Annotated in this window: 18 protein-coding genes and 1 pseudogene; 4 read left to right on the top strand and 15 right to left on the bottom strand. The window is 59.1% G+C overall.

Features of this window, described 5'->3' with window-relative positions; translation table 11 throughout:
* A pseudogene (locus tag E0F99_RS22105) lies at positions 1–447 on the top strand (pyridoxal-phosphate dependent enzyme); the annotation flags it as partial.
* Positions 448–516: 69 nt separating this feature from the next.
* Here the strand turns inward: E0F99_RS22105 and E0F99_RS22100 are convergent.
* From E0F99_RS22100 to E0F99_RS22090, 3 genes are all read right to left on the bottom strand, one after another.
* On the bottom strand, positions 517–2,130 hold the full coding sequence (locus E0F99_RS22100) for an NAD(P)/FAD-dependent oxidoreductase (RefSeq protein WP_083359760.1): 1,614 nt from the start codon (positions 2,128–2,130) through the stop codon (positions 517–519).
* Positions 2,131–2,236: 106 nt separating this feature from the next.
* Entirely contained in the window at positions 2,237–2,908 is a 672-nt protein-coding gene (locus E0F99_RS22095; protein WP_083359759.1) for a COG3650 family protein, read from the bottom strand.
* Between the two features lie 97 nt (positions 2,909–3,005).
* Entirely contained in the window at positions 3,006–3,605 is a 600-nt protein-coding gene (locus E0F99_RS22090; protein ID WP_083359758.1) for a short chain dehydrogenase, read from the bottom strand.
* Between the two features lie 103 nt (positions 3,606–3,708).
* On the opposite strand from E0F99_RS22090, the gene E0F99_RS22085 reads away from it, so the two are divergent.
* Positions 3,709–4,623 carry a LysR family transcriptional regulator gene (locus E0F99_RS22085; protein WP_083359757.1) on the top strand — a complete coding sequence of 305 codons (915 nt, stop codon included), beginning with the start codon at positions 3,709–3,711 and terminating at the stop codon, positions 4,621–4,623.
* On the opposite strand, the gene E0F99_RS22080 is transcribed toward E0F99_RS22085, so the two are convergent.
* The 9 genes from E0F99_RS22080 to E0F99_RS22040 form a co-directional block, all read right to left on the bottom strand.
* Complete coding sequence (locus tag E0F99_RS22080) at positions 4,614–5,099, bottom strand: DoxX family protein (protein WP_083359756.1); 486 nt, start codon at positions 5,097–5,099, stop codon at positions 4,614–4,616. The two genes, E0F99_RS22085 and E0F99_RS22080, sit on opposite strands and share 10 nt — an antisense overlap.
* Positions 5,096–5,872: an HvfC/BufC N-terminal domain-containing protein gene (locus E0F99_RS22075; protein WP_083359755.1), complete on the bottom strand. Its 777-nt coding sequence runs from the start codon at positions 5,870–5,872 to the stop codon at positions 5,096–5,098. Before E0F99_RS22075 ends, E0F99_RS22080 begins: the two co-directional genes overlap by 4 nt.
* On the bottom strand, positions 5,869–6,747 hold the full coding sequence (bufB, locus tag E0F99_RS22070) for an MNIO family bufferin maturase (RefSeq protein WP_083359754.1): 879 nt from the start codon (positions 6,745–6,747) through the stop codon (positions 5,869–5,871). Before bufB ends, E0F99_RS22075 begins: the two co-directional genes overlap by 4 nt.
* Before the next feature lie 24 nt (positions 6,748–6,771).
* Positions 6,772–7,071, bottom strand: coding sequence for a BufA1 family periplasmic bufferin-type metallophore (locus E0F99_RS22065; RefSeq protein ID WP_083359753.1), 300 nt, complete (start codon positions 7,069–7,071; stop codon positions 6,772–6,774).
* A 238-nt stretch (positions 7,072–7,309) separates the two neighbouring features.
* Positions 7,310–8,011 (bottom strand): ABC transporter ATP-binding protein, encoded by a 702-nt coding sequence (locus E0F99_RS22060; RefSeq protein WP_083359752.1) that lies wholly within the window; start codon positions 8,009–8,011, stop codon positions 7,310–7,312.
* Position 8,012: 1 nt separating this feature from the next.
* Complete coding sequence (gene livG / locus E0F99_RS22055; protein ID WP_083359751.1) at positions 8,013–8,780, bottom strand: high-affinity branched-chain amino acid ABC transporter ATP-binding protein LivG; 768 nt, start codon at positions 8,778–8,780, stop codon at positions 8,013–8,015.
* The gene (locus E0F99_RS22050) at positions 8,777–10,030 is read right to left on the bottom strand and encodes a high-affinity branched-chain amino acid ABC transporter permease LivM (protein WP_083359750.1); all 1,254 of its coding nucleotides are present in this window, start codon (positions 10,028–10,030) and stop codon (positions 8,777–8,779) included. Before E0F99_RS22050 ends, livG begins: the two co-directional genes overlap by 4 nt.
* The gene (livH, locus tag E0F99_RS22045; protein WP_083359749.1) at positions 10,027–10,950 is read right to left on the bottom strand and encodes a high-affinity branched-chain amino acid ABC transporter permease LivH; all 924 of its coding nucleotides are present in this window, start codon (positions 10,948–10,950) and stop codon (positions 10,027–10,029) included. Before livH ends, E0F99_RS22050 begins: the two co-directional genes overlap by 4 nt.
* Positions 10,951–11,178: 228 nt before the next feature.
* Positions 11,179–12,306: a branched-chain amino acid ABC transporter substrate-binding protein gene (locus E0F99_RS22040; RefSeq protein WP_083359748.1), complete on the bottom strand. Its 1,128-nt coding sequence runs from the start codon at positions 12,304–12,306 to the stop codon at positions 11,179–11,181.
* Between the two features lie 341 nt (positions 12,307–12,647).
* Here E0F99_RS22040 and E0F99_RS22035 point away from each other — a divergent pair, with 341 nt between their 5' ends.
* Positions 12,648–12,950 (top strand): DUF2288 domain-containing protein, encoded by a 303-nt coding sequence (locus E0F99_RS22035; protein ID WP_083359747.1) that lies wholly within the window; start codon positions 12,648–12,650, stop codon positions 12,948–12,950.
* Positions 12,951–13,242: 292 nt separating this feature from the next.
* Here E0F99_RS22035 and E0F99_RS22030 read toward each other — a convergent pair whose 3' ends face one another.
* The 3 genes from E0F99_RS22030 to E0F99_RS22020 all read right to left on the bottom strand — a co-directional run bounded on the left by E0F99_RS22030 (position 13,243) and on the right by E0F99_RS22020 (position 18,393).
* Positions 13,243–15,420 (bottom strand): hypothetical protein, encoded by a 2,178-nt coding sequence (locus E0F99_RS22030; RefSeq protein WP_083359746.1) that lies wholly within the window; start codon positions 15,418–15,420, stop codon positions 13,243–13,245.
* A gap of 203 nt (positions 15,421–15,623) precedes the next feature.
* Positions 15,624–17,888 (bottom strand): putative bifunctional diguanylate cyclase/phosphodiesterase, encoded by a 2,265-nt coding sequence (locus E0F99_RS22025; protein ID WP_083359745.1) that lies wholly within the window; start codon positions 17,886–17,888, stop codon positions 15,624–15,626.
* 139 nt (positions 17,889–18,027) lie between these two features.
* Positions 18,028–18,393 carry a YkgJ family cysteine cluster protein gene (locus tag E0F99_RS22020; protein WP_083359744.1) on the bottom strand — a complete coding sequence of 122 codons (366 nt, stop codon included), beginning with the start codon at positions 18,391–18,393 and terminating at the stop codon, positions 18,028–18,030.
* Positions 18,394–18,657: 264 nt separating this feature from the next.
* On the opposite strand from E0F99_RS22020, the gene E0F99_RS22010 reads away from it, so the two are divergent.
* Complete coding sequence (locus E0F99_RS22010; RefSeq protein ID WP_083359743.1) at positions 18,658–20,004, top strand: spinster family MFS transporter; 1,347 nt, start codon at positions 18,658–18,660, stop codon at positions 20,002–20,004.
* Positions 20,005–20,673: the final 669 nt, after the last annotated feature.

Raw genomic sequence — 20,673 nt, 5'->3', positions numbered from 1 at the left:
GAGCGTTCGGTGTTCTTTGACTTCTACCAGAGCGGCGACGCCAGCCTGCGTCTGGAGTGTGGCTCGCGCATCGAGGGGATCGGCCGGCCACGGGTCGAGGCAAGTTTTTTGCCTAAGGTGATTGATGCGATGGTCAAGGTGCCGGACGCCTTGTCACTGGCGGCTATGCATTACCTGGCCGAGCGGCTTGGGCGACGGGTGGGTGGTTCGAGTGGGACTAACTTGATCGGCGCCCTGGCGGCTGCACAGCAGATGAAAGCGGCGGGGGAGTCGGGGTCGATCGTGGCGATCTTGTGTGATGGTGGTGAACGGTATGCCACCACTTACTACGATCAGGCATGGCTCACAGAGCAAGGGTATGAGCTGGGTGGGTTGATTGCAGCCGTTGCGGCCAGTGTTGAACAGGGCGAGCCACTGCCGGAAAGCGTTTTACGCGCCAACATCTGAAACACCGCAGTTCCAATGGGGGCGCGAGCAAGCCCACACATTGGAACTGCGGCATTTTCAGCTTTTGCGTCAGGCTTCGATGCCCAGCATATCCCGAGCCAACGCCTCGGCAATCCGAATCCCGTCAACGCCCGCCGACAGAATCCCACCGGCATAACCGGCTCCTTCACCCGCTGGGAACAGGCCTTTGACGTTCAAGCTCTGCATCGATTCGTTGCGGGTAATCCGCAGCGGCGACGACGTGCGCGTTTCGATACCGGTCAGCACCGCGTCATGCAGCGAGTAGCCCTTGATCTGCTTCTCGAACGCTGGCAGCGCTTCACGAATGGCTTCGATGGCAAAGTCCGGCAGCGCCAGGGCCAAGTCACCCATCGACACCCCTGGCTTGTAGGACGGTTCCACACTGCCAATGGCCGTGGACGGCGTGCCGGCGATGAAATCGCCCACCAGTTGTGCGGGCGCCTCGTAGTTGCTGCCACCGAGGATATACGCGTGGGATTCCAGGCGCTCCTGTAACTCGATGCCGGCCAGCGGGCCCCCCGGGTAGTCCACTTCAGGCGTGATGCCGACCACGATGCCGGAGTTGGCATTGCGTTCGTTACGCGAGTATTGGCTCATGCCGTTAGTCACGACGCGGTTCGGCTCGGAGGTAGCCGCCACCACCGTGCCGCCGGGGCACATGCAGAAGCTGTAGACCGAGCGGCCGTTCTTGGCGTGGTGCACCAGTTTGTAGTCGGCCGCACCGAGTTTCGGGTGCCCGGCGTATTTGCCCAGTCGCGCGGCGTCGATCAGCGACTGCGGGTGTTCAATGCGAAAGCCCACCGAGAACGGCTTGGCCTCCATGTACACGCCACGGCCGTGCAGCATGCGGAACGTGTCGCGGGCGCTGTGGCCCAAGGCGAGGATCACGTGCTTGGACAGGATCTGCTCGCCGCCGTCGATCACCACGCCATTCAACTGGCCGTCTTCGATCAGCACGTCGGTCACGCGCTGTTCGAAACGCACTTCACCGCCCAGGGCGATGATTTGCTGGCGCATGTTTTCTACCACGCCGGTCAGGCGGAAGGTGCCAATGTGTGGCTTGCTGACGTAGAGGATTTCTTCTGGCGCGCCGGCCTTGACGAACTCGTGCAGCACTTTGCGACCGTGGAATTTCGGGTCCTTGATCTGGCTGTAGAGTTTGCCGTCGGAGAAGGTCCCGGCGCCGCCTTCGCCGAACTGCACGTTGGACTCGGGGTTGAGTACGTTTTTGCGCCACAGGCCCCACGTGTCTTTGGTGCGCTGGCGCACTTCCTTGCCGCGTTCGAGGATGATCGGCTTGAAGCCCATCTGCGCAAGCAGCAGCCCGGCGAAGATCCCGCACGGGCCAAAACCCACCACGATCGGGCGTTCGACAAGGTCGTGTGGCGCCTGGCCCACCACTTTATAGCTGACGTCCGGCGCCGGATTGATGTTGCGATCATCGGCGAACTTGAGCAGCAGGGCGGCTTCGCCCTTCACGTTCAGGTCGACGGTGTAGATGAAGCACAGCTCCGACGACTTTTTGCGGGCATCGTAGCTGCGCTTGAACAGGGTGAAATCGAGCAGGTCATCACTGGCGATGCCCAGGCGCTGCGCGATGGCAGGGCGCAGGTCTTCTTCGGGATGGTCGATAGGCAGCTTGAGTTCGGTGATTCGTAACATGACGGGATCCGGTAGGCGGCGGACAAAAAGGCCGGCTGTTTTGCAAACCGGCGATTATAAGCCCCAATGGCGGTTTTCCGTCAGGTTAAAACAGTGCAGTGCGCAATCAGTCGTCGCGTGAACCGCCAAATGCTGCGCAACCACGCTGGACCTGGCCGTTGACCCGCAACTCGGCAGTCATGTGTTGCAGGCTGTCGCTGACGCTGTCGATGCAGCGCTGTGGGGCGACCCACAGCTCGATGTGCTGGTTATTGGCTTCGGTCATCAGGTTGAAACGGCCGTCGCCCAGTTGCTCTTCTACAAAGGGGACTGCGAGTGGCGGCTGGCCTTCGCGTTCCAGCACCATGCCCTTGGCAGTGACGTTCATCGCCCAGGCGGGTTTATGACCGTTGGCGCGCAGGACCATGCGCTTGAAGTCCGGGTCGTTGCACGCTGAGGTCGAACGCTCCATGCGATAGAGCTGTTGCAGGTCCACCGAGCCCTGGGTGCCGCTGGCGACGCCGGAGAACTTGCCGCGCAAGTCGGCAAACAGCGCACCTTGCTGACCGGCCAGGGAGGCGGCTTCCTGCAGGATGCTGGTGCCGCCCGTGTCGTTGACCACGTAGTTGCGTTTGTCGCCGCAAGGCTGGAACAACAGCTTGCCGCCGACTGCGGTCAGCTCACCCTGCATGCGGGTCAGCCCGGCGGTAGAGGGTTTGGCCGGCTCGCTTTCGAACATCTGGCAGGCGCTGAACAGAGGCAGCAGGGCAAACAGAGCAAGGGTACGGGCGGCGCGCATTTATCGGGTCTCCAAACAAGTGCCGCCACGTTACGCAGGCTGACGCTGCATCACAAGCCCGCTGGCCAGCTTCAGGTGTTTCTTACGGAAAGGGCGTTCAGCCTACGATAAAGGTCTGGCCGGTCTGCAGGCCCTCAACACTTTTCGCGTAAGCCAATGCCACATCGGCACCGGGAGCTGGTTTGTAGCCCCGGAAGTAAGGGGCGTAGCTGCCCATGGCTTCCAGCAGCACGGTCGGGCTAACGGAATTCACGCGCAGGCCGCGTGGCAATTCGATCGCCGCCGCTTTGACGAAAGCATCAATCGCGCCATTGACCAGCGCGGCCGAGGCACCGGTGCGGATCGGGTCACGGTTGAGAATACCGCTGGTGAACGTGAACGAGGCACCGTCGTTGGCGTATTCACGGCCGATCAACAGCAGGTTGACCTGGCCCATCAGTTTGTCGCGCAGACCCCGTTCAAAATCGCTTTCGCTCATGTCACCCAGCGCTACAAAATTCACGCTGCCCGCCGCGCACACCAGAGCATCAAACGTGCCGGTTTGTTCGAACAGCTTACGGATCGAGGCGCTGTCGCTGATATCCACCTGGAAGTCACCGCTGGTGCGACCGATGCTGATCACTTCGTGACGCTGAGCCAGTTCCGCCTTGATTGCCGAGCCGACTGTGCCGCTGGCACCAATCAATAGGATTTTCATCGTGCGGGTCCTCCAAGGGTAAGTGAAGGTTCAGTCTAGTGTGGCTTTTCAGGGGGATAAACGCGCTAATAGGCAACCTTTGGTTTTCAATTGGAAACAATCCATGAGCGAGATGGATGACTTGGCGGCCTTTGCCGTACTGATCGAAGCCGGCAGTTTCACTGTTGCGGCCGAGCAACTGGGGTGCAGCAAGGGCCAGTTGTCCAAGCGCATCAGTCAGCTGGAAGCACAGTTTTCCGTGGTGTTGCTGCACCGCACCACCCGCAAGCTCAGCCTGACCGCAGCCGGTGCGGCATTGTTGCCCCAGGCCCAGGCGCTGGGGGTACAAGTGGAACGCGCCCGTCAGGCATTGGCGCGGCTGAAGGACGATTTGGCCGGGCCGGTGCGTATGACGGTTCCAGTTTCGTTAGGGGAAACCTTCTTTGATGGCTTGCTGCTGGAGTTTTCCAAGCAGTACCCGCAGGTGCAGATCGAGCTGGAATTGAACAACAGCTACCGAGACCTGGCACGCGACGGCTTTGACTTAGGTGTACGTGTGGGGGCTATCGAAAACGAGCGGCTGGTGGCCAAGCCTCTGCTGGCCTGGCACGAGATGACCTGCGCCAGCCCGGCCTACCTGGAGCAACATGGCGAGCCGCTGACCCCGGCGGATCTGGCCAACCATGCCTGCTTGCTCAACAGCCACTACAGCGGGCGTGAAGAATGGCTGTATCACCAGCAACATGAACTGCTGCGCGTACGGGTCACCGGCACATTTGCCTCCAACCACTACAACCTGTTGAAAAAAGCAGCGCTGGTCGGTGCCGGTATCGCCCGCCTGCCGTCCTACGTATTACCTGCCGAACTGGCTGACGGTCGATTGCGCTGGCTCCTGCGTGATTATCAGACGCGGAGCATGCCGATGTACCTGGTTCACCCTTATCAGGGTGGCTTGCCGCGCCGCACCCAGGTACTGGCCGATTACCTGGTGGATTGGTTCAAGCGCAGCGGCGAAGCCCTGGATCGGCTTCAGCGGTAGCGGCGTGAGATCAGGTGGTCGATGGACACGCGGCCCGGGCCTTTGGCCACCAACAGCAGCAACACGGCGATCCAGGTGCCGTGGGTTGGGTAGGCGTCCGGGTAAACGAAGAGTTGAATGGTCAGGGTCATACCGATCAGGGCCAGCGCCGAGAAGCGTGTGGCAAAGCCCACCAGGATCAGCACCGGGAAAAAGTGCTCGGCAAAGGCGGCCATGTGCGCGGCCACTTCCGGTGACAGTAAGGGCACGTGATATTCACTGCGAAACAGCGGCAAGGTTGACGCAGCCAGTCGCGGTTCGCCGAGTTGGAAGGTGCCGCTGATCAAGTCGATGGCAAAGCCTTCCACCTTGGTCTGCCCGGACTTCCAGAACACGGCTGCAATGGAAAAACGTGCGAGAAATGCGATCAGGCTGTAGGGGATTTTTTCGAGCAGTGCGATAGCCCGTGTAACCAGGCAAGAAGGGGAGGTGTTCATGGCAATACCTTTTGTTCTGAGTGCAAATGAGTAATGGCGTCGTGGCCGATCAGCAGGGTCAGGCATTGGTGCAGGTCGAATTCGGCTGAGGCTTGCAGGGCCTTTTCCACCGCCATTTCCAGCTGTATGCCTTGGTTCAGGCTGTCGATAAACGCGACTGAGCCCCTGTCGATGGCGAACACCTTGACCGCCAAGCCTTGGCGCAACACCAGCGCGCTTTGGGCGTGCCTGGGATTCAAGGTAGCCACTGCGCCTTCTGTCTGGTGCGCAGCCCAAACGGCCACCACCGCGTAGCTGGAATTCAAGGTGGCCAGGGAGGGATGCAGGCGCAGGCTCAGTTTCCCCAAGTCTGTTTGGCCTTGCAGCGCTTGAAGAATGGCTTGCTGGTCCAGCGGTTGGCTATCCGCCGCGTGATAGGCGCGCACCCGCAAGCGCTCGAACCGTGCGACATCAGCCAGGTAGGGCACGCTGGCGGCCGGCTCAAAGTCCTGAATGAAGGCTGCGAACGCACTGCCGTACTCGTTGATCAGCGGGCTGGTAGGCGGGCACGTCTGTACAAACAGGCCAGCCATGGCGCGAAAAAACTCATCGCCGACTAACTGCAAGGTCACGGGATAAGCCGTCGACAGCGCGCTAATCAACGAACTGTGGACATTGTTGCGGTACACCGCAAAACGGCTGGCAGGGTCGGCGCCGTTGCTGCTGAACAGGACGCCGGGGCAGGGCTGGTCGGGCGCGAGCAACGCATTGGTAAACGCAGCGTGATGGCTCATACGTTCACCTGTGACAAGTACCCGTCGGCCTGTTGGGCTTCGGCGTGCAGCACACGGAAAGCCGGCACCTGGTTATCCCGCTCGATCAGCGTGGCCACCGGCCCGGTGCGCGTGAGGACCTGTTCGTACAGCTGCCATACGGCGTTATCGATCGGCGCGCCATGGTCATCGATCAGCAGGCGGTCGCCGAGGCTGTCAGTGTCTTCGGCAAAGCCGGCGAGATGAATCTCTCCCACGGCGCTCAATGGCAGCGCATCGATGTAGGAAAGTGGATCGCGCTGGTGATTGATGCACGACACATAGACGTTGTTGACGTCCAGCAGCAGGCCACAGCCGGTACGCCGGATGATTGCACTGATGAAATCCGTCTCGTCCAAAGTGGAGTGTTGGAATTGCAGGTAAGTCGACGGATTCTCCAGCAGCATCGGACGTTTGAGCGTGCTTTGCACTTGGTCGATGTGAGCGCACACCCGGTCCAGGGTGGCGGCATCGTAAGCCAGGGGCAGCAAGTCATTGAGAAACACCGGGCCGTGGCTGGACCAGGCCAGGTGTTCGGAAAAAGACTGGGGTTGATAGCGTTCGATCAGCGTGGCCAACCGTGCCAGGTGCTCACGGTTTAACGGGCCTTCGCCGCCGATGGACAGGCCCACGCCGTGCAGCGATAGCGGGTACTGCTCGCGGATCAAACCCAGGTAGTGGTGGAACGGGCCGCCGTCGACCATGTAGTTTTCGGCGTGCACTTCAAAAAAACCGATGTCGGGCAAGGTCTCGAGCACTTCGATGAAGTGCTCGTTCTTCAGCCCCAGCCCGGCCCTGTGAGGGAGGCCGGGCACCTGAGCCGGTGAGACCGTGTGCTGGGGAAAAAGCGTCATCATCAGTACTCAGGCTGCGGGCTGTTTTCAGGATTTGGCGGTGAATGCCGCTTCCTGGCCGAAACCGGTTGGCGAGGTGGAGCTTGGGGTTTTAGCGCAGGTGCCGGCTGGGACCAGTTTCCAGGCGTTCGCCTGGTCTTTGACTTTGGAGGTGCCGGCGCAGGAAGTGCCGGCGCCTGCGGCGCAATCGTTCTTGCCGGCTTCAGCGATGCCGAAGCATTTGTCCATTTTGGCGTCGTCGGCGTGGGCCATGTTCGACATTGCGGACAGGCTCAGGGCCGAACCGAGGGCCAGGATCAGGGTAGCGGCGGACAGTTTAGTCGTCATGGTGAATCTCCAGAAGTGGGTTGAGGTAGCGAGCGTGTTTGCCTGCTTACTCCACTAGAGGCAGCGGGTCGAATTTCGTTACACGTCAGACGAAAATAATTTCAAACAACGCAAAAAAAATGTGGGAGGGGGCTTGCTCCCGAAAGCGGTGTATCAGCTACAGACGAGCTGACTGACACACTGCTATCGGGAGCAAGCCCCCTCCCACATTTAGAGACGGTTCATCCCACAACCGTTGTTAACCGCCCAGGTACGCCTCGCGCACTTTCGGGTCCGTCAGCAATTGCTCACCCGTGCCCTGCATCACCACCCGGCCGTTTTCCAGCACGTAGGCGCGGTCGGCGATTTTCAGCGCCTGGTTGGCGTTCTGCTCCACCAGGAACACCGTTACACCGTCCTTGCGCAGCTGTTCGATGATGTCGAAGATCTGCTGGATGATGATCGGTGCCAGGCCCAGGGACGGTTCGTCCAACAGCAGCAGCTTGGGCTTGCTCATCAGCGCACGGCCGATGGCGAGCATTTGCTGCTCGCCGCCGGACATGGTGCCGCCGCGCTGGCTGAAGCGCTCCTTGAGCCTGGGGAACAGGTGCAACACCTTGTCCATCTGCTCCTGGTAGTCGCCCTTGTCGGTGAAGAACCCGCCCATGGACAGGTTCTCTTCAACGGTCAGGCGCGAGAATACGCGACGGCCTTCGGGCACCACGGCAATGCTCTTGCGCATGATCTGTGAGGACTGCTGGCCCACCAGTTCTTCACCCATATAGCGGATGCTGCCGCTGTGGGCTTGCGGTGAACCGCACAGGGTCATCAGCAAGGTCGACTTGCCGGCACCGTTGGCACCGATCAGTGTGACGATTTCACCTTGGCGTACTTCCACATTGACGCTGTGCAGGGCCTGGATCTTGCCGTAGAAAGTGGAAACGTTTTCGAATTGCAGCATTTTACGCTTCCCCCAAATAGGCTTTGATCACTTCAGGATTGTCGCGGATCTGTTCAGGCGTGCCGTTGGCCAGCGGCGTGCCCTGGTTGATCACCACGATGTGGTCGGAAATACTCATGACCAGTTTCATGTCGTGTTCGATCAACAGCACCGTGGCGTTGTTTTCCTCACGCAGCACCGTGATCAGCGCCTTGAGGTCTTCGGTTTCCTTGGGGTTCAGGCCGGCGGCTGGCTCGTCGAGCATGAGGATCCGCGGGCGGGTCATCATGCAGCGGGCGATTTCCAGGCGGCGTTGCTGACCATAGGCCAGGGTGCCGGCAGGACGGTTGGCAAACTCGGTGAGGTTGACCTTGTCCAGCCAGTACTCGGCGTACTCCATGGCCTCGTGCTCGCTTTTGCGGAACGCTGGGGTCTTGAACAGGCCTGCAAAGAAGTTGGTGTTCAGGTGACGGTGCTGGGCAATCAACAAGTTCTCGACCGCCGTCATGTCCTTGAACAACCGCACGTTCTGGAAGGTCCGTACCACGCCCTTGCGAGCGATTTCGTGACCGGCCAGGCCCTGGATCGGCTGGCCGTCCAGCAGGATGCTGCCGCCGCTCGGCTTGTAGAAGCCGGTCAGGCAGTTGAACACCGTGGTCTTGCCGGCGCCGTTGGGGCCGATCAGCGCCACAACCTGTTTCTCTTTCACGGTCAGGGCCACGCCGTTGACCGCGAGCAAGCCTCCGAAGCGCATGCTCAAGTTTTCGACTTTCAGGATCTCGCGGCTCATTTGCGCAGCTCCATGTGTGGGCGTTGCATCGGCAGCAGGCCTTGAGGGCGCCAGATCATCATCAGCACCATCATGGCGCCGAACATCAACATGCGGTATTCGCTGAACTCACGCATCATTTCCGGCAACAGGATCATCACGATCGCTGCCAGGATCACGCCCAGTTGCGAGCCCATGCCACCCAGTACGACGATGGCGAGGATGATCGCCGACTCGATAAAGGTAAACGACTCCGGGGTCACCAAGCCTTGTCGAGCGGCGAAGAAGCTGCCGGCAAAACCGGCGAATGTTGCGCCGAGGGTGAATGCCGAGAGTTTGATGACTGTCGGGTTCATGCCTAACGCACGGCAGGCGATCTCATCTTCGCGCAACGCTTCCCACGCACGGCCGATCGGCATGCGCAGCAGGCGGTTGATCACGAACAGCGCGGCCAGTGCCAGCAACAAGGCCACCAGGTACAGGAACACCACTTTGCTCACCGGGTTGTAGTCGATCCCGAAGTACTCGTGGAAGGTCTGCATGCCTTCGGCTGCGGTGCGGTCGAACGACAGCCCGAAGAACGTCGGCTTGGGGATGCTGCTGATGCCGTTGGGGCCACCGGTGATGTCGGTAAGGTTGCGCAGGAATAGCCGGATGATTTCACCGAAGCCCAGGGTCACGATGGCCAAATAGTCACCGCGCAGGCGCAGCACCGGGAAGCCCAGCAGGAAGCCAAACGTAGCCGCCGCCATGCCCGCCAGGGGCAGGCAGATCCAGAAACCCCAGCCCAGGTAATGCGAGAGCAGCGCGTAGGTGTAGGCACCCACGGCATAGAAACCCACATAACCCAGGTCAAGCAGGCCGGCAAGGCCCACCACGATGTTCAGGCCCAGGCCCAGCAACACGTAGATCAGGATCAGCGTGGCAATGTCGACTGCACCGCGCGAGCCAAAGAATGGCCAGATCAGCGCGGCCACGATCAGGCCGATGATGATGTAGCGCTGGGTACGTGGCAGGGTCAGGAATTGGCTGACCTTGGGCGACACCAGTGGGCCGCGGTTAGCCTTGAACAAGGTGCCGACCTGCTGGGTGAATAGCACACGCAGGAACATCAGCACCGAGCACAGGGCGATGATGCTCAGGGTCACGGGACCGGTGCCATGCACTTCCAGGTTGATCCCGACAATGCTCAGCTTGAGGCCGAGTACCGGAAAGGCCACGGCCCAAACCAGCAAGGCGCTGAAAAACGCCGATTTAAGATATCTGCTCATACTTTCTCAACCTCCGGACGGCCCAGAATGCCGGTCGGACGGAACAACAGCACCAGAACCAACAGGCCGAACGCCACCACATCCTTGTATTGGTCGCCGAAGATATCGGCACCAAAAGCTTCAGCCACGCCCAGCACCAGCCCGCCGAGCATGGCGCCCGGAATACTGCCGATGCCGCCCAAGACCGCCGCGGTAAAGGCCTTGAGGCCTACCAGGAAACCGGCGTTGGGGTTGATCACGCCGTACTGCATGCTCAGCAGCACCGCCGCGACGGCCGCCAGCGCAGCACCGATGACAAAGGTCAGGGCAATGATGTTGTTGGTGTTGATGCCCAGCAGGTTGGCCATCTTGATGTCTTCGGCGCAGGCCCGGCAGGCGCGCCCCAGACGGGAGCGGGAGATGAACAGCGTCAGGCCCAGCATCGCCACCAGAGTGACGACGAATACGAGGATCTGCATGTACGAAATCAGCACTTCTTGTGCGCCACCTGGGCCGAAGGAGAAGCTCCCCGGGATCAGGTTGGGAATGGACTTATCCTTGGAGTCCTGGGACAGCAATACAGTGTTCTGTAGGAAAATCGACATGCCGATAGCGGAAATCAGCGGGATCAAACGGTTGCTGCCACGCAGGGGACGGTAGGCAACCCGCTCGATACTGTAGCCATAGGCACTGGTCACGACGATCGATGCAAGGAACGCAGCGGTCATCAACAGCGGCAGGGAGTGAATACCCATCATGGCCAGCCCGGCAAGGGCGATGAAGGCCACGTAGGAACCAATCATGTAGACCTCGCCATGGGCGAAGTTGATCATTCCAATGATGCCGTAAACCATTGTGTAGCCAATGGCTATCAAGGCATAGGTGCTGCCAATGGTCAGGCCATTAACCAGCTGTTGGAAAAAATGATAGAGCTCAGGCATTACAGCGCTCCTAAAAACCCGATACGCATTTCACTGGTGGAGTCATGTTCCGGCCCTGCGCTGTGTTCTGTGAGCACATTTGCACAAAGCGTTTGCCAGCGAACCGCTGGTGACGGTTTTAAGATTTTCAGGTGAGCCAGCGCCCGGATCGCGGGTGACAGGCCCATAAACCTCGTAAAACAAAGCCCACTGCTCTCACAGTGGGCTTGTTGACCAGTAACGCCTGGCTTACTGAGGGGAAACTTCGGTTTTTGGTTTACCGAAGTGCCATTCGTAGACCACGAACTTGAAGTCTTTCAGGTCGCCCTTGGCGTCAAAGCTCAGCTCGCCGGTAGGGGTCTTGAAAGTGCCTGCATGGATGGCGGCTGCCACCTTGGCGGTGTCTTCGCTCTTCGCGGCAGCGATACCGCCGGCGATGACTTCAACCGCTGAATAAGCCGGGAACACGAACGGACCGGTTGGGTCCTGCTTGTTCTTGGCGAACTCTTCAACAATGGCTTTGTTGGCAGGGTCGGCATCGAAGGATTTCGGCAGGGTTACCAGCAGGCCTTCGGAAGCGTCCTGGGCGATTTGCGAGATGGAGTCGTTGCCGACGCCTTCCGGGCCCATAAACTTGGCGTTCAGGCCTTTTTCTTTGGACTGACGCAGGATCAGACCCAGCTCTGGGTGGTAGCCGCCGTAGTAGACAAAGTCGACGTTGGCTTGCTTGAGTTTCTGGATGATCGAGGAGAAGTCTTTATCGCCAGCGTTCAGGCCTTCGAAGACAGCGACTTTCACGCCTTTCTTCTCAAGGGTCTGTTTAACGGCAGTGGCGATGCCTTCACCGTATTGTTGTTTGTCGTGCAGAACGGCAACAACCTTAGGCTTCACGAAGTCGGCGATGTAGTTGCCGGCCGCCGGGCCCTGGGCGCTGTCCAGACCGATGGTACGGAAGATCAGCTTGTAGCCACGGGCGGTGATTTCCGGGCTGGTAGCCGCCGGCGTGATCATGATCACGCCTTCGTCTTCGTAGATATCGGTTGCAGGCTGAGTGGAGCTGGAGCAGAGGTGACCGACCACGAACTTGACGCCGTCGTTGACCACTTTGTTGGCAACGGCCACGGCTTGTTTAGGGTCGCAAGCGTCATCGTATTCCTTGGCTTCAAGCATCTTGCCATCGACGCCGCCCTTGGCGTTGATGTCGGCGATTGCCTGCTTGGCACCCATGAATTGCATGTCGCCGTATTGCGTCACAGGACCGGTCTTGGGACCTGCGATACCGATCTTGATGGTGTCGGCTGCGAACGAATGGCCGGCAACCCCAGCCAGGACCATAGCGGCAAACAGTTTGGAAATCTGCTTAGTAGCCTTATTCATAGTGCTCCACTCTTACTGTTGTATTTTTTATAGTTCTAGCGGCCTTGTGAGCTGCAGAACCGGATCAGATATCTCGGATATCCCCCCCGGCAGTGCCCTGGCAACTGTACCGGTACAGTGTAGAGCGCCGGTTGATCGCTTGAAAAGCTGGCTGCTGGGGGCAAAACCCTGGGGTGTCGCTTTAATGAAAGAAAAAGACAGAATTGCGGCGGGCTGATGCCAGAGTTTCGGGCAATCCTTGGCTTTTCTGACACTTTCGTTCGATGCCTCATTTGCAACTGGGTTTTTCTGTAAGGGCCTCGACGGTATGATTGCGCCGATTTTTCCCAAGGTGAACTCCCATGACGCAAGAACCTAGCACCCTCTATGCCAAGCTGCTCGGTGAAACTGCCGAAATTTCCTGGAAGGAGCTTGAACCGTTCTTTGCCAAGGGTGCCCTATTGTGGGTCGACGCTGGCCTGGATTTGATCGAAGCCGCCGAGGGAATGGCCGAGGATAACCCTGACAAAGTGGCTGCGTGGCTGGCTGCGGGGAGCCTTGGTGAGGTGTCTGCGACGCGGGCGTTGGACCTGGTTGAGCGTGATCCGAGCTTGTGGGCCGTGGTGGTTTCGCCGTGGATTTTGATCCAGGAAAGGGCAGTGTAAGAAACGTGCGCACGGAAAAGGTGCGTGTTTTTTGCCGTTGCGAGTGTGTAGCTGAGTAACCGCTGGCGCCGTGATGGCATCTTGCCGTAGAGAAAGGTCACAGGTGAGGGTGACGTGCACGTCACGGGAACAGTTTTGCGTGGGGCCGAAGGCTCGGGGAATTGTTTCTGAGTGTGGCAGGGATCTGGATTTTCCTTGTCTGGCAGGCCGTTATCGCCGGCAAGCCAGCGCCCACAGGTGAAATGCATTCCACGTGTGGGCGTTGGCTTGCCGGCAATGGCCGCGCCGCAGTCTATGCAGTCTTACCGGTATGGTTATTCAACGAAATAACCTTGGTCTTCCCAATCCGATGACGGTAAATCTCGCGCAGGTACTTGATCGCCTTCTTCACACAATCCCGCGACAAGCGAATATCGTTGATCGACACAAACTTCTCTTTGTCGTTGATCAACTCGCGGTACTTCTTCTCATACATCGGCTTGATCGCGTACCAGTTGGTGTCGAGGATCTTCGCCGGGTTCTCAAATTCATTGAGCAGCTCGTCGATCCGGTCTTCATCGAAGTCTTCGTGGATGATGAAATCCAGGATCGAGTTATCCAGCGTGTCATCAAACCGGTACGGGTTGCGCGCAAAGCAGCGTTTGATAAACGCCACGATCAAGGTCAGGAAATCATCCGACAGGCACGGGCTCTTGGCGATCAACGTGGTCAGCGACAAGTTGGCCGACGCCCCGATCACCAAGGCGTAACGCTTGAGCGTGGTGTTGGGGAACAGGCTGTTGAGGTGAGTCTTGAGCCGGTTCAGGTCCATGTAAGACAGTTTGTAATCCTTGGGCAAGGACACAATCGACACCACCGACGAGCAGTTCTTGAAGAAGTGCAGGTCATGTAGCGCTGCCGCGTCGTACCCGGAGTTCTTGTATTGCTCCAGGGACGCCTTGTAGCGCTTGGACTCAATCGGCAACAGGCTGATGCCCTCAATCGCCTGGGTCACTTTGTTGAAGTGCGGCAAATCAATTGAGCGGAAAAACAGGTCATCGATGTTCAGCCGCTGCGGCTCTTTATCGAACACTTTGAACTTGTCATTCGATGGCGCCGGGGTTTCCGGCACTACCGATTCGGCGTAGGCAATCGCCACCGGCCCGGCCAGGCTCATAAACAGGTCATTGGCGTCCAGGCGGATGGTTTCGCCAATGTCGATGCCGGCGCGACGGAAGTAGTTCTGGTCGTAGTCGGTGGTCACCGCCTGGGCCGTGAGGATGTTGAAGATTTGCTGCGAGATGTATTGGTTGGCGTGTTTTTCCATGGCATTGACGTCAATGTTCTGGATATTGCCGTCATCGCTCTCTTCGGCGTAACGCATGATGTCGTTGGAGATCAGCATCATGGCGTTCCACGGGCGGATGCGGCCTTTCACGCTGGCTTCGCTGCTGTCTTCATTGTCGAAGTTGTATGAAAAATCCCATTCTTCCGACAGGTATTTGCACAACAGCCGCCCGGCGTTGATGTGCAGTGCCTCGGACATTTCGCTACGGTGATCAGAGATATTCGGCAGCACACAAATGCCGCTGGTGAAGATCGGCTCGAACACGAAGGCGTGGCCGCTCTTGCTGTCATGCTCGTCAGCCGGCTTGGTGTCGAACGTCTTGTTCATGTACGAGTGCTGCTGGGCGAGGCCGAACTCCGAGGCCATGCCCGAGCCCGTACCGCCGCCGGCGCTGAAGATCGAGAAGTAGAGGCGCGACTGGTTGGCCTTGATGCCGCAGGAGTCGATCAAGTACGAGTGGATCATCTTCCAGTCGGGGCTGGAAAAACGCTGGGTGTCTTTGTTGAGGATGATTTTGGCCAGGTACTGGCCGAGGATCGGCGCGTTACCGGCGCCGCCGGCGTGCACCTCCGACAGGTCCATGATTTTCATCTTGCTGTAGTCGCGCAAGAAACCGCTTTTTTCGCCCTTGCGCGAGAAGCGGATGCGCCCGGCGATGTCCTTGTCCAGGTCGCCCAACATCACCAGCGGTTCGACCAGAAACACCGGCTTGGTGGGCTTGCCGCCGCCCAGGCGCAGGTTGTTACGAATCCATTGAGCCGGGCTGTAACCCTTATCCGTCGACTTATCCTCGGTACTGAATTCATTCAGGTAAAACTTGCGCGCGTTGTACACCAGCTCCGCCACGTCCAAGGCAATGTTGGATCCGCAGCGGCCCAGGCCAATCAGGCACACCGATGGGAATTCTTGCTCACTGCGCGCATCGCCGTCGCCTTCGGGCTGGGGCAGGCTGGGGAACACCATGTCACGCAGACCGTCGAGGTTATCGAGGATGCGGTCGGTATTGGTTTCGGTGAAGTACAAGTACTGCTGGGTGGCCAGCGGGCGGGCACTGCTCAATGACTTGGAACCTGAGGGTTTTTCCGCAGGAACAGTGGGCAACACGTCGGATACCACGGTGACAGAGTTATTTTTGGAAGTCATTGGGCGCCATGTACCTGGACGGATGGCCGGAAAAATCACGGAGCCATCACTGAATGAGAGTTCGCGACTTTACAGTGCGTCTGAGTCCGGGAGGGTTGGGTTTAACCCCAATTTCTCAAGGGGAATCCTGGCCGGACTCTGATGAATCGGCCGTTCGTCGGCGTTCTTTAGGCAAATGATGGCGAAATGCCAAAGATTCGGCGTCAGCGAATTGGCCTGACGGTCGACGGGGGGCCGATACGGCCGGGGTTGGAGTCTTTCGGCGTCGGGGACTCTTTGTTGCCCTCCACGTTGAACGAGTAGAGCGGAGTGCGCATGTGGATGCCCTGGATCACGCCGACGACTTCACTGAAAGGCACTGCGGGGCTCAGCAGATAGCCCTGAATGAAATCACAGCCATGTTTGAGCAGCAGTTCAAACTGCGCCTGGGTTTCCACGCCTTCGGTGACGACCTGCAGATGCAGGGTGTGGGCCATGCCGATAATCGCCTGGACGATCTCGATATCGGCGATTGACTTGGGGATGTCCTGGATAAATGAACGGTCGATCTTCAAGGTGTTGAGCGGCAGGCGCTTGAGGTAAGCCAGTGAGGAGTAACCCGTGCCGAAATCATCAATCGCCAGCGAGACGCCCAAGGCGCGAATTTGCCGCAGCAGCGCCAGAGTGCTGCTGATATTGCCCATCAGTGCATTTTCGGTTACCTCCAGCTCCAGGCGGTTGGCGCCAATCCCGGCGAAGCGCAGAGCGGCTTCGATTTCGTCCGCCAGCTCGTCACGGGCCAGGTTCAGGGCAGAGCAGTTCACCGCCATGGTCAGCTCGGTGTAGCCCCGGTCGGACAGCAGGCTCAAATCGTGGCAGGCCTGGCGCAACACCCAATGGTCCAGCTCGGCAATCAGCCCGTTACTTTCGGCAATACCGATAAACCGGTCAGGAGCCAACAACCCGTGTTGCGGATGTTGCCAGCGTACCAAGGCCTCCAAGCGAGTGACTTTGCCGAGCTTCATGTCGAAGATCGGTTGATAAAACAACACCAGTTCATTACGGCCACGCAGGGCTGCACGCAATTGCTCCTCCAGTTGCAATTCGAGGAACGCACGGGTTTTAAGGTTGGAGCTGAAGAAGTTCAGGCTGTTGCGCCCGGCGTCTTTGGACTGGTAGAGCGCCAGGTCGGCAGTTTTCAGCAGCTCCTCGCAGGTCAGGCCATCCTCGGGAAACAGGCTGATACCGATGCTGGTGGTCATGACCATGCGCCGGCCGGCCAATTCGATCGGTTCTTTCATTTTCTGCATGATGCGCTGCGCCATGTGGCGCGCTTCGTCGCGATGGTGAATGTTGATCAGGATGCAGAATTCATCACCGCCAAAGCGCGCGACCACGTCGTCATGGCTGCGCACCGAGCTCTTGATATGCCCGGCCAGCACGGTGAGCAATAGGTCGCCAGCGTCATGTCCGAGGCTGTCATTGATGCGCTTGAAGTGGTCTATATCGAGGAAGATAACCGCCAGCATACCGTTATATTTGGTTTTTTCAGCGACTTTTTCCGCAAATATCTGATTAAAACCCCGGCGGTTAAGCAGGCTGGTCAGTGCGTCGTAGTGGGCCACCTGTTGCAGTGACGCGCGGGCCTGATCGAGTTCGCTGAGCAGTGCGTTGACCCGGCGCAGGTCGCGTTCCTTGTGCTGCAGCTTTTTGTCCGCCAGGGCAGCGCTGACGCTGCTGCCGATCACCAACAGGGTGATTACGGCCACGGACAGGCCGAGCTGAATGGGGTTGTTGTCCAGCGGTAACGTGAGGTCAGCCCCGCTGGGCACCAGCATCTGCATGGCGGCCATGCCGGTGAAGTGCATGCTCAGGATCCCGGCGCCCAGCACCAGGCTGGCGGCGTATTTGAGCAGTTGATGGAACACGCCTGCGCCGTTACGCAGGTAGCACGACAGCAGCAACGCCGCCAGGCTGGCGCCAATGGCAATGCCGACCGAGGCCATGAACAGCCCAGAATCGAAATACACCTGGGCCTGGGAGCGCATCGCCGACATGCCAACGTAGTGCATCAAGGCGATGCCGAGCCCCATCCACACCGAGGCCAGCAGGTACTGATGGAATCGTAACTGCGCATGACTGAGGGTTTGCATGGCAAACAGCGAGGCAATCAGGGCGATCACCAGCGAAGCGAACGTCATGAGCAATTCGTAATGGATGGCAATAGGTGCCTGGAAGGCCAGCATGCTGATGAAATGAGTCGACCAGATCCCGCCTGCCAAACACCCGGCGCCTAGCCAGCGCCAATGGCGCCGGGCGGTAGGGTCTTCGACATGGCCGACGCGTTCGGCCATGTCCAACGTACCGAACCCAGCCGCACACGCGACCAGGTAGGCCAGCAACACCAGAAAAGGGTTATGACTGCAATTGAGTAATAAATGCCCGTGATCTGGAAGCTCGGTAAAAAAATGCATACCTCGCCATTCCATAGCATGTCCCGTCAAAGTCAGTACGTCATTGCCTTAAGCAATGGCCTATGGCGTCGAGTATAGAAGTCTCGCAGGATTTGCCAGGAATAATGGCACTTCGCTCTGAATAATTTTGGCATGCCAGCCATAGCGTTTGATGCTAAGCGCTGATCGGCAGGTCCAGTTCGAAAGGCGCTTGCAGTGGCGGCAAGCCAAAGGCAGCGCGTGCGGTATCGCAATCGACGTTGTGCTCGCCCTGGCTCCAAGACGCGTCGAACTCGCGACACGGGCTCGAGCGTTGCTCATAGATTGTGCAGCGGGTTTCTTTGCCGACGTCACCTTCAAGGCTGCAGCAGCGCGCGGGTTTCTGGTCGGTGCCGATCATCGCTACCCGCGTGGGGTTGATCTGCACCACCAGATCATCGGGCACTGTGCCCCCCGATGAGGCGCACTCACCCCAGAAGAAAGACACACGAAAGTGTGAACAGCAGGCACCGCAACTCAGACACGGACTGGCTTCGGACATGGGCGTCATCGATAAGAAAAGTAGGATTGGGGGTGTTACGGAAGGCTCGCCATTCTAATCCTGCCATGGCCGTTGGGAAGGGGGGCGAACACTTATATTTTCGTAGGAAAACCCCCGTGATTACGGGTAAAGGTCCGGGTGAAATTACGCCCTATCAGCTTTACGAATCATTACAGACAACCGGCCCCTGCCTGACTATGTTGCAGATACCGGGCAGGATGCATCGGGCATCGTAGCGCTCATAACAATAAAAGAGACGGACCCATGCAGAACTCGACCCAAGCGGCGAATGCCTGGCGCATTCTGTTCCTGCTGTTCCTCGCCAACCTGTTCAATTTTTTCGACCGCACCATCCCCGCGATCATCATCGAGCCCATTCGCATGGAATGGCACCTGAGCGACTTTCAGCTCGGCATCATCGGCACCGCTTTCACCCTCGTATACGCCATTGCCGGCCTGCCGCTGGGGCGCATGGCCGATACCGGCTCACGCAGCAAACTGATGGGCTGGGGCCTGTTTGCCTGGAGCGGGCTGACGGCGATCAACGGCATGGTCGGCAGTTTCTGGACTTTCCTGCTGGTGCGCATGGGCATCGGCATCGGCGAAGCCAGCTATGCGCCGGCGGCCAACTCGCTGATTGGCGACCTGTTTCCCGCCCACCGGCGCGCACGGGCCATGGGCATCTTTATGCTGGGCCTGCCGTTGGGCCTGCTACTGGCGTTCTTCACCATCGGCGCAATGGTCAAGGCGTTCGACAGCTGGCGCGCTCCGTTCTTTATAGCCGCTGTGCCGGGGATGATCCTGGCGGTGTTCATGTTCTATATCAAAGAGCCCGCGCGCGGCGCGGCGGAAACCGTGCAAGTCTCGCAGGAACGCGTCGACCGCCCGATCCGCCGTGTGCTGGCGGTGCCGACATTCTTGTGGCTGGTGCTGGCCGGGCTGTGCTTCAACTTCGCCACCTATGCGTGCAACTCGTTTTTGGTGCCGATGTTGCAGCGCTATTTCCTGATGCCGCTGCAGGACGCGGCGGTGGCTACCGGGGTGATCGTTGGCTTGACCGGCCTGGTGGGCCTGACGTTGGGTGGCTGGATTGCCGACAAGATTCACCAGCGAGTCGCCAATGGTCGGCTGCTGTTCGCGGCGTCCAGCCTGATCATCTCCACCGTCACCACCGCCTGGGCCTTGCATGCCGGGCGCATCGAGATTGGTGTGTTCGTGGCGTTGTTCAGTGTGGGCTGGCTGTTTGCCTATAACTTCTATACCTGCGTGTACACGGCGATTCAGGACGTGGTTGAGCCGCGTCTGCGGGCCACCGCGATGGCGCTGTTCTTTGCCGGGCTGTACTTGCTCGGCGGTGGCATGGGGCCGATTGTGGTGGGCGGGCTGTCTGATCACTTTGCTCATTTGGCGATGTATGCCGATGGCGCTGCGCAGATGACTGAGGCGTATAAGGCGGTCGGCTTGCATGACGCGATGTACCTGATTCCCGTGGCGCTGTTCCTGACCATGCTGTTTCTGTTCCAGGCGTCGCGCAGTTTTGTGCGTGATGCCAAGCGGATGAAGGATGGGTTGGGGTCGGTGGAGGTGCCGGCGGTTGCGGCTACCGCTTGAGACCGAGGTGACTCCGTCGCAGCATAGGTATCTACGCAACTCGGGGTTAGGTAGATATGGGTACATATCCGTTGCTGCGGTAACGGCTTCGTAGGGTTCCGCTCTTACAGCGGGTCACTTTTGGAAAAGAGCCCCAAAAGTAACCAAAAGGGCTCTTGCCCCACCACTCGGTGCCTCGCCTAGGCTCGGCATGCCCTCACGCAGGCTTGAATCCGTGGGCCGCCGCCATGGGCCATCCTTGGCCCATCGCGGCTAACCCGGCGTCCTGCCGGGTTACCCACGGATTCAAGCCTGCGTTCGGCCAGCGTGGTTTAACGGGGCGCCTAAGATCAAGATCAAAAGCAAGATCAAAAGCAAGAGCACGGCGGCCTAGTAGCCGACCTGAGTGGTTGAAGCAAAAGCAGGGCAGAAGCAGAGCAGAAGCAGAGCAGAAGCAGAGCACCACCCTATCTAGCTGATGTAATCAGATCCCAATGTGGGAGCTGGCTTGTCGGATCGCCGCACCGCTGCGATGCAGACACCTCGGCCCATCAAGTCCACCGAGTTGATGCCATCGCAGGCAAGCCACAATTTTGACCGAGTTTAGCTGCCAGCACCGCAGTGCTCTGCTTTGCTGCGGGCGCTGGCAGATCGGACGCGGACAAGGCTGAACTCCAGTCACATTACTCG

This window comes from Pseudomonas antarctica (assembly GCF_900624995.1).
GTDB lineage: Bacteria > Pseudomonadota > Gammaproteobacteria > Pseudomonadales > Pseudomonadaceae > Aquipseudomonas > Aquipseudomonas antarctica.
Note: the sequence above shows the minus strand (reverse complement) of the source record. Positions and strands in the feature narration are given on the sequence as shown.